The organism is Pseudomonas sp. GD03858, assembly GCF_029840925.1.
In the GTDB taxonomy this organism is placed as follows: domain Bacteria; phylum Pseudomonadota; class Gammaproteobacteria; order Pseudomonadales; family Pseudomonadaceae; genus Aquipseudomonas.
On record NZ_JAOCDM010000021.1, the window covers coordinates 1 to 15,365 of the forward strand.

At 65.4% G+C, this 15,365-nt stretch carries 18 protein-coding genes; 13 read left to right on the forward strand and 5 right to left on the reverse strand.

What is annotated here, in order from left to right:
* Positions 1 to 715: OmpA family protein (locus N5D48_RS08425; RefSeq protein ID WP_279883019.1), on the reverse strand; the 715-nt coding region annotated here is incomplete at its 3' end.
* A gap of 89 nt (positions 716 to 804) precedes the next feature.
* Positions 805 to 1,497, reverse strand: a complete 693-nt coding sequence (locus N5D48_RS08430; RefSeq protein ID WP_279883021.1) for an OmpA family protein — start codon at positions 1,495 to 1,497, stop codon at positions 805 to 807.
* A gap of 159 nt (positions 1,498 to 1,656) precedes the next feature.
* Here N5D48_RS08430 and N5D48_RS08435 point away from each other — a divergent pair, with 159 nt between their 5' ends.
* From N5D48_RS08435 to N5D48_RS08465, 7 genes are all read left to right on the forward strand, one after another.
* Positions 1,657 to 2,151, forward strand: coding sequence for a DUF6231 family protein (locus tag N5D48_RS08435; protein WP_279883023.1), 495 nt, complete (start codon positions 1,657 to 1,659; stop codon positions 2,149 to 2,151).
* Between the two features lie 4 nt (positions 2,152 to 2,155).
* Entirely contained in the window at positions 2,156 to 2,632 is a 477-nt protein-coding gene (locus tag N5D48_RS08440; protein WP_279883025.1) for a YchJ family protein, read from the forward strand.
* A gap of 2 nt (positions 2,633 to 2,634) precedes the next feature.
* Positions 2,635 to 3,111 carry an LEA type 2 family protein gene (locus tag N5D48_RS08445; protein WP_279883027.1) on the forward strand — a complete coding sequence of 159 codons (477 nt, stop codon included), beginning with the start codon at positions 2,635 to 2,637 and terminating at the stop codon, positions 3,109 to 3,111.
* Between the two features lie 7 nt (positions 3,112 to 3,118).
* Positions 3,119 to 3,316 carry an SEC-C metal-binding domain-containing protein gene (locus tag N5D48_RS08450; RefSeq protein ID WP_029613223.1) on the forward strand — a complete coding sequence of 66 codons (198 nt, stop codon included), beginning with the start codon at positions 3,119 to 3,121 and terminating at the stop codon, positions 3,314 to 3,316.
* Between the two features lie 202 nt (positions 3,317 to 3,518).
* On the forward strand, positions 3,519 to 5,954 hold the full coding sequence (locus tag N5D48_RS08455; RefSeq protein WP_279883031.1) for a penicillin acylase family protein: 2,436 nt from the start codon (positions 3,519 to 3,521) through the stop codon (positions 5,952 to 5,954).
* A gap of 109 nt (positions 5,955 to 6,063) precedes the next feature.
* Entirely contained in the window at positions 6,064 to 6,405 is a 342-nt protein-coding gene (locus N5D48_RS08460; protein ID WP_279883033.1) for a hypothetical protein, read from the forward strand.
* A gap of 148 nt (positions 6,406 to 6,553) precedes the next feature.
* Entirely contained in the window at positions 6,554 to 7,669 is a 1,116-nt protein-coding gene (locus N5D48_RS08465) for a M14 family metallopeptidase (RefSeq protein ID WP_279883035.1), read from the forward strand.
* Between the two features lie 10 nt (positions 7,670 to 7,679).
* On the opposite strand, the gene N5D48_RS08470 is transcribed toward N5D48_RS08465, so the two are convergent.
* Positions 7,680 to 7,922 carry a hypothetical protein gene (locus tag N5D48_RS08470; RefSeq protein WP_279883037.1) on the reverse strand — a complete coding sequence of 81 codons (243 nt, stop codon included), beginning with the start codon at positions 7,920 to 7,922 and terminating at the stop codon, positions 7,680 to 7,682.
* Positions 7,923 to 8,020: 98 nt separating this feature from the next.
* Complete coding sequence (gene dcd / locus N5D48_RS08475) at positions 8,021 to 8,587, reverse strand: dCTP deaminase (RefSeq protein ID WP_003258001.1); 567 nt, start codon at positions 8,585 to 8,587, stop codon at positions 8,021 to 8,023.
* 327 nt (positions 8,588 to 8,914) lie between these two features.
* Here dcd and N5D48_RS08480 point away from each other — a divergent pair, with 327 nt between their 5' ends.
* The gene (locus N5D48_RS08480; RefSeq protein WP_003254922.1) at positions 8,915 to 9,124 is read left to right on the forward strand and encodes a cold-shock protein; all 210 of its coding nucleotides are present in this window, start codon (positions 8,915 to 8,917) and stop codon (positions 9,122 to 9,124) included.
* Between the two features lie 190 nt (positions 9,125 to 9,314).
* Here the strand turns inward: N5D48_RS08480 and apbC are convergent, their stop codons facing one another.
* The gene (apbC, locus tag N5D48_RS08485; protein ID WP_279883039.1) at positions 9,315 to 10,409 is read right to left on the reverse strand and encodes an iron-sulfur cluster carrier protein ApbC; all 1,095 of its coding nucleotides are present in this window, start codon (positions 10,407 to 10,409) and stop codon (positions 9,315 to 9,317) included.
* Positions 10,410 to 10,566: 157 nt separating this feature from the next.
* Between apbC and metG the strand changes: the two genes are divergently transcribed.
* The 5 genes from metG (at position 10,567) to N5D48_RS08510 (ending at position 15,365) form a co-directional block, all read left to right on the forward strand.
* Positions 10,567 to 12,606 (forward strand): methionine--tRNA ligase, encoded by a 2,040-nt coding sequence (metG, locus tag N5D48_RS08490; protein ID WP_279883041.1) that lies wholly within the window; start codon positions 10,567 to 10,569, stop codon positions 12,604 to 12,606.
* 90 nt (positions 12,607 to 12,696) lie between these two features.
* On the forward strand, positions 12,697 to 13,227 hold the full coding sequence (locus tag N5D48_RS08495; RefSeq protein WP_279883043.1) for an Rnf-Nqr domain containing protein: 531 nt from the start codon (positions 12,697 to 12,699) through the stop codon (positions 13,225 to 13,227).
* 37 nt (positions 13,228 to 13,264) lie between these two features.
* On the forward strand, positions 13,265 to 14,236 hold the full coding sequence (locus N5D48_RS08500) for an RnfABCDGE type electron transport complex subunit D (RefSeq protein WP_279883045.1): 972 nt from the start codon (positions 13,265 to 13,267) through the stop codon (positions 14,234 to 14,236).
* On the forward strand, positions 14,233 to 14,844 hold the full coding sequence (locus N5D48_RS08505) for an RnfABCDGE type electron transport complex subunit G (RefSeq protein ID WP_279883047.1): 612 nt from the start codon (positions 14,233 to 14,235) through the stop codon (positions 14,842 to 14,844). Before N5D48_RS08500 ends, N5D48_RS08505 begins: the two co-directional genes overlap by 4 nt.
* Positions 14,841 to 15,365, forward strand: a complete 525-nt coding sequence (locus tag N5D48_RS08510; RefSeq protein ID WP_279883049.1) for an Rnf-Nqr domain containing protein — start codon at positions 14,841 to 14,843, stop codon at positions 15,363 to 15,365. Before N5D48_RS08505 ends, N5D48_RS08510 begins: the two co-directional genes overlap by 4 nt.

Genomic DNA, 15,365 nt, shown 5'->3' on the forward strand with positions numbered 1-15,365 from the left:
TCAGGTGTAGTTCCACCCGTCGGTTGCGCGCACGGCCCTCGTCGGAGTCATTGTCCGCTACCGGCTCGCTCTCGCCACGCCCTTGGCTGGTCACCTTGCTCGGTGCCAGCCCCTGGCTGATCAGGTACTCGGCAACACCGCTGGCACGGCGCTCGGACAAGCGCTGGTTATAGTTGTCCGAACCCACGCTGTCGGTGAAGCCGATGACCTTGACACTGGCCACGCTAGGGTCGTTGAGCTTGGGCAGCAGGCCTTGCAGACGCTGCTGCGCGCCAGAGGTGAGCTCGGCGGAGTCGAAGGCGAACAGCACCTGCCCCTGGTCATCGAGGGTGATCACCTCGGGCGTCGCCGCCGGCTCCGGCTGCGGCGCGGACGACGGATACTGCGGCAACGGGCAACCCATATGATCGACCTGGGTGCCAGCCGGGGTATCCGGGCAACGGTCGCGGCGGTCGAAGACGCCATCGCCATCCTCGTCGCCGTCCTGGGCATAGCAGATCAGGCCACCGGTGATGGCTCCCAGAACGCCCGCACCGGCCGCCCAGCTGGAACTTTCGATGGCGCCCAGGCCACCACCGACCAGTCCGCCGAGCAGACTGCAGATGGGCCAGGTCCGTTGATTGAGGGGCGCGCTGCCATCGCTGTGGGTGGCGCAGCCTGCCAGCAGGCTCGTGGCCACCACCAGCGGCAGTGCCGCCTTCGACAAAACACTCATGGTGCATGCTCCTGTGTCACCGGCCGCTACCGGTCACTCAGGAGTAAAGACGCGCCCGCGCCACTTCTCAAGGCGCGGGCGTACAACGGTCAGCGTTGGATCTTGATCTCGGTACGGCGGTTCATGGCACGACCATCGGCAGTGGCGTTGTCAGCGACTGGCTGCGTCTCGCCCGCCCCTACGACCGACACGAAGCTGGCGCGCGGCACGCCGCTCTCGACCAGGTAGTTGGTCACCGACTGGGCCCGGCGCTCGGAGAGCTTCTGGTTGTAGCTGTCCGAGCCGACGCTGTCGGTGTGGCCGCTGACACTCAGGCGGGCGCTCGGCGCTTCCTGCTTGAGGCGCGTGGCAATGGTATTGAGGCGTTCCTTGTCCGCCGCGGTCAGGCGCGCCGAATCGAACTCGAAGTGCACGTCACGGATGACGATGACTTCTTCCTTCTGCACCACGACCTCCTCGACCACCGCCACCGGCTCCGGCGGGCAGCCATTGGCGTCGACCTGGACACCGCGCGGTGTGCCAGGGCATTTGTCGCGGCTGTCCGGCACGCCATCGCCGTCTTCGTCGCCATCGCCATGGGCCCAGCAGTAGCCGGCCGCCAGGCCGCCACCGAGCAAGGCGCCCCAGCCAGCCCAGCTGGAACTCTCGATGGCACCAAGGGCCGCGCCGCCCACGCCCCCGACGGCAGCACATTTCGGCCAGTCGGTTTTCTGCAAACCTGCACAACCAGTCAACACACTGGTGAGCAGAACCAGGGGTAACGCTGTGCGTACTATGCTCATCTTGTTGCTTCTCCTAGGGGAATCGGTGCAAAACCGATGCTCTGGGAGTAAAGACCGGCGATTACCGCTCTGCCAGCAATAAGCCACGACGTGGCGACGCGCCTCTTTGCCCGATCGCCTGGGACCGCTAGTCTTGAGCGACCTGTACGAGGAATGGCAATGACCAACGCTTTTTCACAACGCACGCCACAGCAGGCGCTGGCCGCGCTACTCGAGCGCTTCACTCCACGCCACCTGCTGTTGGTGGGCAGCCGCTTCCCGGCCCTGGAGGCCTTCGCCGCCGCCCATCCCGAGGCCAGGATCGAAGTAGCCATCCCCGGCCCGCTAGCGCCCGAACAGGCCGCCCGGCGCTTCGACCTGGCAGTGCTGGTCGATTGCCTGGAGCACCTGCCCAAGCGCACCGGCCTGGAGCTGCTGGGCGGCATCCGCAACCTCAACGCCAGCCGCGTCGCGGTGCTGGCGGACCTGAGCGCCTGCGGCTGGCAAGACACCGACTTCTACTCTCTGGCGCTCTCGGCCAGCGAGAAATTCCAGCGCGGTGATCAGGTACTGAGCCTGTTCACCTATGATCTGCATGACTACAAGCAGGTCCCGGACTGGCTCAATGCCAGGTTCTGGGCCAACCCTGAAAATTTCGGCAAGTACTGGTGGTGATTCAATGAGTGTCTCGGTCTGCCCATGCGGCAGCGGCAACCTGCTCGACGCCTGCTGCGGGCATTATCACAGCGGTACTGCGGCGCCAGACGCCCAGACCCTCATGCGCTCGCGCTACAGCGCCTACGTGCTGGGCCTGGTGGATTATCTGGTGGCCACCACCCTGCCCGCCCAGCAGGCCGACCTGGATCGCGCCGGCATGGCGGCCTGGAGCGCGCAGAGCACCTGGCTGGGGCTCGAGGTGGAAAGCGCCGAGGTCTTGGGCGGGCAGCCCGAACACGCCTTCGTCACCTTCACCGCACGCTGGCACGACCTGGAAGGCGATCATCAGCACCGTGAACGCTCGGCGTTCGTCCAGCACGCCGGACGCTGGTACTTCATCGATCCGACCGTGCCGCTCAAGAGCGGGCGCAACGATCCCTGCCCCTGCGCCAGCGGGCAGAAATTCAAGAAATGCTGCGCCAGTTACCTGGGTAGCTGAGCATGTCGCCCCTGGCCCGCCTGCTCTCGCTCAGCCTGCTGCTGGGCTGGCTGACGGGTTGCGTGAGCTGGGGAAGCGACAGCTGGCAGGAGCCCCAGGTACACCTGGTGAAAGTGGAACCGGTGAAGCTGCGCCTGCACCAGCAGGAATTCGTCCTTCACCTGCGCGTCGACAACCCCAACGACAGCCGCCTGTTCATCCGCAACCTCGTCTATTCGATAACGCTGGGCGACCTGCTGCTGGCCCGGGACGAAGTCAGCCTGTGGCGCAGTGTCGGCGGCCATGCCCGGCGCACCTTCAAGATCACCGCGCGGACCAACCTCTGGCAACACCTCAAGCCGCTCGCGAAACTGCTCAAGAGCGGGCAGCCGCTTGACTATCAGCTACGCGGCGAGCTGGCCACGGGGCTGATCGTCTACCGGGACCTGCACTTGTCGCGCAGGGGTGAGATAATCCCCGGTGATCTTCAACCGGAGTAACCCCGCAATGACCCAGCAACCCCATGTCCATGGCCCCGACTGCGACCACGGTCACGACCACCACCACGACCACGGCCATGTGCACGGCCCGCACTGCAACCACGGCCACCAGGAGCCGGTGCGCAACGCCCTGAAGGACGTCGGGCGCAACGACCCTTGCCCGTGCGGCAGCGAGAAGAAATTCAAGAAGTGCCACGGCGCTTGAAGCGCAGCAGATAAGCTGCAAGCTGCAAGCTGCAAGCAAGAACAGATCGGCGCAACGTGCGCTTCTCTCTCGAGGCTTGAAGCTTGCGGCTTGCCGCTGCCGACCATTCGTAAATAAAGCCTCCCGGCACCTTGCACGGCGACCGCGCGCTCACTACCTTAGCGCCTTTCAGAACCCCGCCACGCCCTGCAGGAGCCTAGCCATGGCCGCCCCCGTCCTTCCGCCCTTCCCTCTCCGCCTCGGCAAAGCTGCCACGTTGCTTGGCCTGCTCGCGCTGGGCGGCTGCCAGATGGGTGGCTACCAGGACAGCGTCCTGCCGAGCACCGGCGTGCAACCGCTCAAAGGCCTGGCGCAGAACGTCTCGGTCCGACGCAACGCCATGGGCGCGCCGCTGATCGAGAGCGGCAACTTCCACGACGCGCTGTTCAGCCTCGGCTACCTGCACGCCGCGGACCGCATCGAACAGATGGTCGCCATGCGCCTGCTGGCCCAGGGACGCCTGGCCGAACTGGCCGGGGCCGATGCCCTGGAGATGGATCGCCTGATGCGCGCCGCCAACCTCAAGCAGAGCGCCGGCCAGCTCTACGCCGACGCCTCGCCGCGCCTGAAGCGCTTCTTCGAGGTCTATGCTCGCGGGGTCAACGCCTACCTGTTCCGCTATCGCGACAAGCTGCCAGCGGAACTTGCCCGCAGCGGCTACCGCCCGGAGTACTGGAAGCCCGAGGATTCGGCGCTGATTTTCAGCCTCTATGCCTTCAGCCAGTCGGTGAACCTGCAGGAGGAACTTTCGGCGCTGACCCTGGCGCAGAAAGTCGGCATCGACAAACTGGCCTGGCTGTTGCCCGGCGCGCCCGACGAGCCATTGGCCGAGGCCGAGGCGGACAAGCTCAAGGGCCTGAACCTGGCCAGCCAGTTACCGGGCCTGGCCGCATTGGCCGCCGCCGGCCAGCAGTTGGCCGACCTCGGCGTGCTCGGCAGCCCGGGGTCCGCCAACCTGGCCCTGGCGCCCCAGCGCAGCCGTAGCGGCAAGAGCCTGCTGGCCAGCGACAGCCGCGCCACCTGGGCACTGAGCCCGGTGCAGATCCATACCGGCAAGTACCAGGTCGCAGGCCTGTCCCTGCCGGGCCTGCCGATCGTGCTGGCCGGCTACAACGGCAAGCTGGCCTGGAGCGCCAGCGCGGTGATGGCCGACAACCAGGACCTGTTCCTCGAGCAGGTCCGTCGCCAGGGCAGCCAGCTGACCTACCTCGTCGACGGCAAATGGCAGCAGGCCCGCGCGCGCAACGAGACGTTCTTCGTCCGCGGCCAGCGTCCCCAGCGCGAAGTGATGTACGACACCCGTCACGGCAGCCTGTTGCCCGGCCACGGCAGCCTTGCGCTGGCCTTGCAACTGCCGCAGTCCAAGGGCGATCGCAGCCTCGACGCGCTGTTCGACCTGACCCGTGCCAGCAATATCGAACGGGCCTTCGACAGCACCCGGGAAGTCGGCGCGGCGGCCCTCAACTTCGTGTTCGCCGAGCCTGGGCACATCGGCTGGCAGGTCAGCGGCCGCTATCCCAACCGCCGCGAAGGCCAGGGCCTGCTGCCCTCGCCGGGCTGGGACGGGCGCTACGACTGGGATGGCTACGCCGATGCCATGCTGCACCCCTACGATCAGGACCCGCCAGCCGGTTTCATCGGCCACGCCAACCAGCGCAGCCTGCCCAAAGGCTACGGCATGCAGCTGTCGAGCAGCTGGTACTATCCCGAGCGCGCCGAGCGCCTGGCCCAGCTGGCCGGGAACGGCCGTCACGACAGCCGCAGCCTGATGGCCATGCAGAACGATCAGGTCACTCTGCTGGCGACCAAGCTCAAGCAGATGTTCGAGGCCCCCGGCATGGCCCAGCCGCTCAAGCAGGCCATCGACACCTTGCCCGCCGCCCAGCGCGACAAGGCCCGCGATGCGCTGGCCCGACTCAAGGCCTTCGACGGCCGGCTGAGCCCGGTGTCAGCCGATGCCGCACTGTATGAACTGTTCCTGCAAGAGGTTACCCGGCAGACCTTCCTCGACGAGCTTGGCCCGGAATCCAGCCCGGCGTGGCAGGCGTTCACCGGTAACGCCCAGCGCTCCTACTCTGCCCAGGCCGATCATCTGCTGGGGCGCGACGACAGCCCATTCTGGGATGATCGCACCACCGCGCAGAAAGAAGACAAGGCAGCCATCCTTGCCCGCAGCCTCGCCGCCGTGGTCGACACCGGCACCGCCAGGCTCGGCGCCGATCGTCGTGCCTGGCAATGGGGCAAGCTGCACCAGTACCGTTGGCCGGCGCCGGCCTATCACGGCCTGGGCGACCGCCTCGAGCGTTCGCCCCTGGCGGCAGGCGGTGACTTCAGCACCGTGGCGCTGACCCCGTACGCTTGGGGTAGCGGCTTCGAGACCCAACTGCCGGCCTCGGCACGGATGATCGTCGATTTTGGCCAGGCCGAACCGCTGCAGGTACTGACCAGCAGCGGTCAATCCGGCAACCCGGCCAGCCGCCACCACGCCGACGGGCTGGACGCCTGGTTCAAGGGGCGCTTCATGAGCCTGCCACTGCAACCGCAGAATTTCGCCCGCGCCTATGGCAACCAGCGCTTGACGCTTACACCCGGCCGCTGAGGTGAATACTTCCTGCTGATCAACGGAGCACGGAACGGCCTAGCATCCTTACCCGCCGCACAGGTCCAGCGAGCTGCGCGGCGTTCTCTGATCGACAAGGATGCGTAATATGAGCAACGAAACCCTGAAAATGGAAATTTCCTGGCCCGAGTCTCTGACCGTGCCCGCCGGCACCACCATCAACGCCCAACTGTGGGTCGGCAACGAAACCGCCCCGTATCGCATGATTTCCGCTGGCGATTGTTCGGCACCGGCCAACGGCTCGCCAACGCTGCTGGAAATCGCCTACGCCCCACAGGAGCTGACGCCAGCCGATGCAGACACCACCTGGGGTCACTTCCACGCCTCGCCCTACCTGATGCATGAAGGCCGGCGATTGAATGTCGAAAGACTGGAAAAAATCGGTATCGAACAAGGCAAGGCGGGTGTCTGGAAGGTGAGCCTGTCCTGAGAGAGCGGTCCCTGGGGCTGTCGCACAGCCCCTTCGCGGCACCCGCAATCCTGCGCCTGCCACGTGGACGACAGGTGCGCCCGTTACGAAGTTGTGCTTCTATTCTTGATCCCGGCCCCTGTCGCAGACCGCCTCCATCAGGATCACCATGCACCACTCGACCCATGAACTGCTGTCCCCCGTCCCAGGCATCAGCCGCCAGCTACACAGTTTTCACTTCGGCCCTCGTGGCGGCGGCAAAGTGTATATCCAGGCCTCGCTGCATGCCGACGAGCTCCCGGGCATGCTGGTGGCCTGGCACCTCAAGCAGCGCCTCGTGGAGCTGGAACAGCAGGGTCGCCTGCGTCGGGAAATCATCCTGGTTCCGGTGGCCAACCCGGTCGGCCTGGAGCAGGTGCTGCTGGACGCCCCGCTGGGGCGCTTCGAATTGCAAAGCGGCGAGAACTTCAATCGCCGCTTCGTCGACCTGTCGGACAGCATCGGTGATCAGATCGAAGGGCACCTGACCCAGGACCCGGCGCACAACGTGGCACTGATCCGCGAGTACCTGCGTCGTGGCCTGGATGCCCATCCGGCGCACACGCCCCTGCAGTCCCAGCGCCTGACCCTGCAGCGCCTGGCCTGCGACGCCGACATGGTGCTCGACCTGCATTGCGACTTCGAAGCCGTCGAACACCTCTACACCACCCCGGAAGCCTGGCCCCAGGTCGAGCCTCTGGCACGCTACCTGGGCGTCCAGGCCAGCCTGCTGGCCACCGATTCGGGCGGGCAGTCGTTCGATGAGTGCTTCAGCCTGGTCTGGTGGCAGTTGCAGCAGCGCTTCGGCAAGCGTTATCCGATCCCGCTGGGCAGTTTCTCGGTGACCGTCGAGCTGCGTGGTCAGGCCGATGTCAGTCATGCCCTGGCGACACACGACTGCCAGGCGATCCTCGACTTCCTCGGCCACGCTGGCGTCATCGAAGGCCAGCCGTCGGCGCTTCCGCCACTGCGCTATCCCGCCACGCCGCTCGCCGCCGTGGAGCCTGTCACGACACCTCTGGGCGGGGTGCTGGTGTTCCACGCGAAACCTGGGCAGTACCTGGAAGCCGGGCAATTGATCGCCGAGGTGATCGATCCGATCAGCGATCGCGTCACAGCGCTGCACAATACCCAGGCCGGATTGCTCTATGCCCGCAGTATCCGGCGCATGGCCACGGCAGGCATGGTGGTCGCCCATGTCGCCGGCGAGCAGGTCTGCCGCAGCGGCTACCTGCTGGGCAACTGAATCAGGGCGGTCAGGCGACCGGAGCGGGTGGCGGCTCGTCGGGCAAGGTCGGTTCGCCCGGCTCCATGGGCGGGCGTTCGCCCGGCTCGGGAGGCTGCGGGGTGTCGGGGTCAGGTTGATGCGGCACGCCGCCCGCGCGCATCGGCAGCGGCGTGTGGATCGGCGGGTGCGCCAGCAGCGACCAGACCGGCAAGCCGATCTGGTTCGGCTGCAGGACGGCCAGCTTGGCGCTGATTGCGGGGTCGAGTTTCATGGGCGGCTCCTGAACGAGAGCCGGCATGCGTCATGCACGCCGGGACTGTTAACTCGTTGGAGTGCCGAGCGCGGAAACAATTCCCGCGTTTTGTCGGCTCAGGTACGTGGCAGCGTGACGCCGCGCTGGCCCTGGTACTTGCCACCACGGTCCTTGTAGGACACTTCGCATTCCTCGTCGGACTGCAGGAACAGCATCTGCGCCACGCCTTCATTGGCATAGATCTTCGCTGGTAGCGTGGTGGTGTTGGAGAACTCCAGGGTCACGTGGCCTTCCCACTCGGGCTCGAGCGGGGTGACGTTGACGATGATGCCGCAACGGGCATAGGTGCTCTTGCCCAGGCAGATGGTCAGCACGTCGCGTGGAATGCGGAAGTATTCGACGGTGCGGGCCAGGGCGAAGGAGTTCGGCGGAATGATGCAGACGTCGCTCTTGATGTCGACGAAGCTGCCGGCGTCGAAGTTCTTCGGGTCGACGGTGGCCGAATTGATGTTGGTGAACACCTTGAATTCGTCGGCGCAACGCACGTCGTAGCCGTAGCTGGACACGCCGAAGGAGATGACCCGGCTGTCCTGCTCGCCACGCACCTGGCGCTCGACGAACGGTTCGATCATGCCGTGTTCCTGCGCCATGCGGCGAATCCACTTGTCCGATTTGATGCTCATGGCGGGGTGTCCTGAAGAGTGCAAGGTGAAAAACGAGATGCGCATCTTACCGGTCCCGGCGTCCGGGTTAAAGTTTCGTTGTCCATCCCACGCCAGACGGGGGCTGCGCTGGCCGCCGATCCGAAATTCATCAAAGCGCTTCTTGGCCATTGGCAGGCCGTGGAAAGTGGGTTAAGGTGGCGCCACTGTGCTGCACGTGACACCGAGAATCTCTAGTTTGATGCACGATACTCATCGGCCCATCGCTGAATTTTCTGCTCTCTTTGCGCTCAGTCCCGGCCAGGGTTTTTCCTGACCGTAATCAACTTTGTCCAAGGAGACAGAAACATGTCCAACCGTCAATCCGGTGTTGTCAAGTGGTTCAACGATGAGAAGGGCTACGGCTTCATCACCCCTCAGTCGGGCGACGACCTGTTCGTGCACTTCAAAGCCATCCAAGCTGACGGCTTCAAGACCCTGAAAGAAGGCCAGGCTGTTACTTTCGTCGCTACCCGCGGCCAGAAAGGCATGCAGGCTGAAGAAGTTCAGATCGCCTAAGTCGATCTCGCTTCCTCGCTTTCAAAAAAAACCCGCCATTGGCGGGTTTTTTTGTGCCTGAAACATCGATGGTTTTGCCGGCGCGCCTGTTCGTGGGAGCGGGCTTGCCCCGCGATGGCGCCAACCCAGGTAATCATCATCGCGGGGCAAGCCCGCTCCCACGCCTCTCAGGGCCCACGCCTGGCGAGGTTCAATCCTCGCTGATGGTAATGCTCGGCATCGCCGGCGCCGCCGCTTCCTGCAGCACGATACGCGCGCCCACCTGCCGCGCCAGCTCCTGGTAGACCATGGCGATCTGGCTTTCCGGCTCGGCGATGGCGGTTGGCTTGCCGCTGTCGGCCTGCTCGCGGATCAGCATCGACAACGGCAGCGAGGCCAGCAACTCGACCCCGTACTGCGCCGCCAGCTTCTCGCCTCCACCTTCGCCGAACAGGTGCTCGGCGTGGCCGCAATTGGAGCAGATGTGCACCGCCATGTTCTCCACCACGCCCAGCACCGGGATATTGACCTTGCGGAACATTTCCACGCCCTTCTTGGCGTCCAGCAATGCCAGGTCCTGAGGCGTGGTGACGATCACCGAGCCCGCCACCGGCACTTTCTGCGCCAGGGTCAGCTGGATGTCACCGGTACCCGGCGGCATGTCGATCACCAGGTAGTCGAGATCATCCCAGGCGGTCTGGGTCACCAGTTGCAGCAATGCGCCCGAGACCATCGGCCCGCGCCAGACCATCGGCGTGTTGTCATCGGTGAGGAAGGCCATGGACATGACTTCGACGCCATGAGCCTTGATCGGCACGAACCACTTCTGCTCGCGCACCTGTGGGCGGGTGCCCTCGGCGATGCCGAACATCACGCCCTGGCTGGGGCCGTAGATGTCGGCATCGAGGATGCCGACCCGCGCACCTTCACGGGCCAGGGCCAGGGCCAGGTTGGCGGCGGTGGTCGACTTGCCCACACCGCCCTTGCCCGAGGCCACGGCAATGACGTTCTTCACGTTGGCCATGGCCGGCACCTGGGCCTGGGCCTTGTGGGTGGCGATCACGCAGTCGATGCTGACGCTGGCCGCGGCGACCCCATCGAGGTGCTCGATGGCGGTCTGCAGCACCTGCGCCCAGCCCCCCTTGAACAGGCCTGCGGCATATCCCAGCTGCAACTGCACGCTGACCTGGCCGCCCTGGATATCGATGGCGCGCACACAACCGGCGCTGACCGGGTCCAGGTTCAGGTAGGGGTCGGTGTACTGGCGAAGCACGCCTTCGACGGCGGCGCGGGTAACGGCACTCATGGAGGCTCCCATTGGCAGACTGAATACGGAACAGGCGCCTATGCTAACCCGTCAATCGTCAGTCGATGCGTCGCTGGGGTGAAATATATTTCCCAGCCCTTTATAGTGGCCGATCACCCTCATTTTTACCCGTAGCCAGATAAGTAGCCGAGCCACCATGTCCGAGCCACGCCAGATTCTCGTCACCAGCGCCCTGCCCTATGCCAATGGATCGATCCACCTTGGCCATATGCTGGAGTACATCCAGACGGACATGTGGGTGCGCTTCCAGAAGATGCGTGGCCACCAGTGCATCTACGTCTGCGCCGACGACGCCCACGGCTCGGCCATCATGCTGCGCGCCGAGAAGGAAGGCATCACTCCGGAACAGCTGATCGCCAACGTCCAGGCCGAGCACAGCGGCGACTTCGCCGACTTCCTGGTCGACTTCGACAATTTCCACTCCACGCATAGCGAGGAGAACCGCGAGCTGTCGGGAATGATCTACACCCGCCTGCGCGACGCCGGGCACATCGCCACCCGTTCCGTGACCCAGTACTACGATCCCGAAAAGGGCATGTTCCTGGCCGACCGCTTCATCAAGGGAACCTGCCCCAAGTGCGCGGCCGAAGACCAGTATGGCGACAACTGCGAAAAATGCGGCGCCACCTATGCCCCCACCGAACTGAAGAACCCCAAGTCGGCGATCTCCGGCGCCACCCCGGTGCTGCGCGACTCTCAGCACTTCTTCTTCAAGCTGCCGGACTTCCAGGCCATGCTGCAGCAGTGGACCCGTAGCGGCACCCTGCAGGACGCCGTGGCCAACAAGCTCGCCGAATGGCTGGACTCGGGCCTGCAGGAGTGGGACATCTCCCGCGACGCACCGTACTTCGGCTTCGAGATCCCGGGCGAGCCGGGCAAGTACTTCTATGTCTGGCTCGACGCGCCGATCGGCTACATGGCCAGCTTCAAGAACCTCTGCGCGCGCCGCCCGGAGCTCGACTTCGACGCGTTCTGGAATGCAGACTCCAAGGCCGAGCTGTACCACTTCATCGGCAAGGACATCGTCAATTTCCACGCCCTGTTCTGGCCAGCCATGCTCGAAGGCGCGGGTTTTCGCAAGCCAACCGCGGTCAACGTGCACGGTTACCTGACCGTCAATGGCGCGAAGATGTCCAAGTCGCGTGGCACCTTCATCAAGGCGCGCACCTATCTGGATCACCTGCAGCCGGAATACCTGCGCTACTACTACGCGGCCAAGCTGGGCCGTGGCGTCGACGACCTCGACCTGAACCTCGAGGACTTCGTGCAGAAGGTCAACTCCGACCTGGTTGGCAAGGTGGTCAACATCGCCAGCCGCTGCGCCGGTTTCATTCACAAGGGCAACGACGGCGTGATGGTTGCCGGCGATGCCGCGCCAGAGCTGACCGAGGCCTTCCTCGCCGCCGCGCCTTCGATCGCAGAGGCCTACGAAGGTCGCGACTTTGGCCGTGCCATGCGCGAGATCATGGCCCTGGCCGATCGCGCCAACGCCTGGATCGCCGACAAAGCTCCATGGTCGCTGGCCAAGCAGGAAGGCAAGCAGGACGAGGTACAGGCCATCTGCGCCCAAGGCATCAACCTGTTCCGCCAGCTGGTGGTCTTCCTCAAGCCTGTGCTGCCGGTCCTGGCGGCCGATGCCGAGGCATTCCTCAACATCGCCCCGCTGACCTGGAACGATCACCTGTCGCGCCTGGAAAACCACAAGCTCAACCCGTTCAAGGCGTTGATGAGCCGTATCGAGCCGAGCAAGGTCGAGGCCATGGTCGCCGCGAGCAAGGAAGACCTGCTCGCCGCCGAGGCCAAGGCCCCGGTCGGCAACGGCGAACTGGCCAAGGATCCGCTGTCGGCCGAAATCGAGTTCGACACCTTCGCCGCCGTCGACCTGCGCGTGGCGCTGATCGTCAAGGCCGAGGCCGTCGAAGGCGCCGACAAGCTGCTGCGCCTGACCCTGGACATCGGCGATGAGCGCCGCAACGTGTTCTCGGGCATCAAGTCGGCCTACCCTGAACCGTCCCAACTGGAGGGACGCCTGACCATGATGGTGGCCAACCTCAAGCCCCGCAAGATGCGCTTCGGCATCTCCGAAGGCATGGTCATGGCCGCCGGCCCTGGTGGCGAGGAGATCTACCTGCTCAGCCCGGACAGCGGCGCCAAGCCCGGTCAACGCATCAAGTAATGCCCACCTGCCCCGGCCAACTGGCCGGGGCATTTGCATCCAGCGCCCGCTGCCCGATAATCAAGGCATCCTCCTGTTCTCGGCTATCTCATGAGCGACTACGTCCTGGTCCTGGTCGGCGCGGCGCTGGTCAACCACCTGGTTCTGCGACCTGAACGCAAGCGCCTACAGGCGCTAGGCCTGTGCAGCGCCCTGCTGATCCTGGTCGCCTTGCCAGCCGGCGTGTTGCTCCAACTCGCGACACCACGGCTCCAGGACCTGCGCCTGTTCCTGCTGCTGCCCCTGATCGCCGTACTGGCCTGGGCAGTGCCACAGATACTGCGCAAGGCCCGCCCCAAATGGCCTGTCGATGGCCTGACCGGCATCCTGGCGGGCAATGCCGTGGTGCTAGGCTTGTCATTGCAGTTCGCGACCGACACCGATGATCTGCGGCAAGCCTTGATCCAGGGCCTGATGGGCGGACTGGGTTTCTGGCTTGCGTTGACACTGTTCGCCGATTTGCGAGCACGTAGCCAGCACCCCGATATCCCGTCGGCACTGCGCGGGCTGCCTATCGAACTGATCGGCGCCGGCCTGATGGCCATGGCGCTGTCCGGGTTCAACGGACTGTTCGCACAATGAAAACCGCCCGGTACGCCTCTTGAAGAGCCACAACCCCATGCCCGCGACCGACCCTCGCCTGCGCAGCGCCATGAACCTGGTCATGCTGGCCTGCCTCCCAGGTTTGCTGGCATTGGTCTGGTTGCAGGGCTGGGGAACACTGATCAATCTGCTGCTGTGCGCCGGCGCGGCCCTCACCACCGAAGCGCTGCTGCTGGCCTGGCGCCGACAGCCCGCAATGGAGGCCCTTGGCGACGGCAGCGCACTGGTGACCGCTGTGCTGCTCGGCGCGGCGCTTCCCAGCCAGGCGCCGTGGTGGCTGCCGGCCATCGCGGCAAGCGTCGCCATCGGCCTGGGCAAGCAAGCCTTCGGCGGCGTGGGGCGCAATCCGTTCAACCCGGCCATGGTCGGCTATGCCTTCGTCCTGCTGAGCTTTCCCCAACAGATGAATCATTGGCCCGGCGACACCCCGGGCCTGCTGGACAGCCTGCAGCGGAGTTTCGTCGACAGCACGCAGGTCGACGCCTGGGCGACACCGACAGCGCTCGACACCCTGCGCCACAACCGTAGCCTGACCATCGACGAATTGTTCGCCAGCCATTGGGCCTTCGGCCATGTGGGCGGACGTGACAGTGAGTGGGTGAATCTCGCCTTCCTGCTCGGCGGGTTGTTCCTGTTGCAGCGCAAGGTCTTCAGCTGGCATGCGCCGGTCGGCCTGCTCGGCGCCCTGTGCCTGATCAGCCTGCTGGGCTGGAACGGCTCCGGTTCGGACTCCAACGGCTCACCGCTGCTGCACCTGTTCTCGGGATCGACCATGCTGGCGGCCTTCTTCATCGCCACCGAGCCGGTCTCCGGCTGTCGGCGCCCGCTGGCGCGACTGCTGTTCGGGATCGGCACCGGCGTGCTGATCTATGTCATCCGCACCTGGGGCAGCTATGCCGATGGCACGGCGTTCGCCATCCTGTCGATGAACCTGGCCGCGCCAGCCCTGGATCGCTGGGTCGAACATCGACAGCAGGCCATGCCATGAACACTCGCTGGCGCAGCGCCTTGCTGCTGTCGCTGGTGGTCGGCCTGGCGATCGCCGCGACCCTGGCCTGGCAACGCTGGACCGCCTCCTCGATCGCCGAGGGCACACGCCAGCTGCAACAGCAGCAATGGCTCGCGGCGCTCCCTCAAGGCAGCTATGACAACCAGCCGCTGGACACGCCCCTCCCCCTGGTCGACGCCAGACTGCGGCACAGCCACCTGCTCGCCGGCTACCGCGCCAGCCTGTCTGGCTTGCCCGTCGCCGTGCTGTTGCACAGCAGTGTCCAGGGCTATGCGGCCCCCATCAGGCTAATCATTGCCATCGATATCCAGGGCCGCCTGCTGGGCGTACGGGTGCTCGAGCAGCAGGAAAGCCCCGGCCTGGGCAACCGACTGGTCGACCCGGCCCTGCACTGGCTCGATCAGTTCACCGGCAAGGCGCTGGGCGATACAGCCGAGCCACGCTGGGCGATCAAGCGTGATCATGGCGCCTTCGACCAGTTAGCCGGCGCGACCGTGACCTCTCGGGCCGTGATCGATGCCGTTCAGGATGCCCTGCGCTACTTTGACGAACATCGCGCGTCTCTGCTTGGCGAGACGAGACCATGAACAGATTCCGGCTGCTCTGCGCCGCCCTGGCCCCCGTGCTCGGCGCCACCGCCACGTTCGCCCAGGCCCTCTCGATCGCCCTCGGCGCAGTGGCACTCACGAGCGTTCATCAGCTGCTGATGACTCCGCTGCGTCATCGCCTCGAAGCCCCGGCGCGCCACTGCGCGAGCCTGGCACTGGCTTGCGCGCTCACGATTTGCCTGCAACTGGGCTTGCAGGCCTGGGCCTTGCCACTGGCACAGGCGCTGGGTCACTTTCCGGCGTTGCTGGTCCTGACCTGCCTGGCCACCGAGCAGTTGCTGCCGAACGAGCAGCGCTGGCGCACGCTGCTCACGGGGCTGAGCGCCCTGCTGACGGCCAGCCTGGCCATGGGCCTGTGCCGCCAACTGCTGGCAGAGTACCTGGGCCTGCACATCGTCCGCCTCGCTCCTGGTGCGCTGATACTGCTCGGCCTGCTGCTGGGCTTGTACAATTACCTGCGTCCCCAGCCCAATCCACCACGCCGTCAAGGAAGCCTTTGA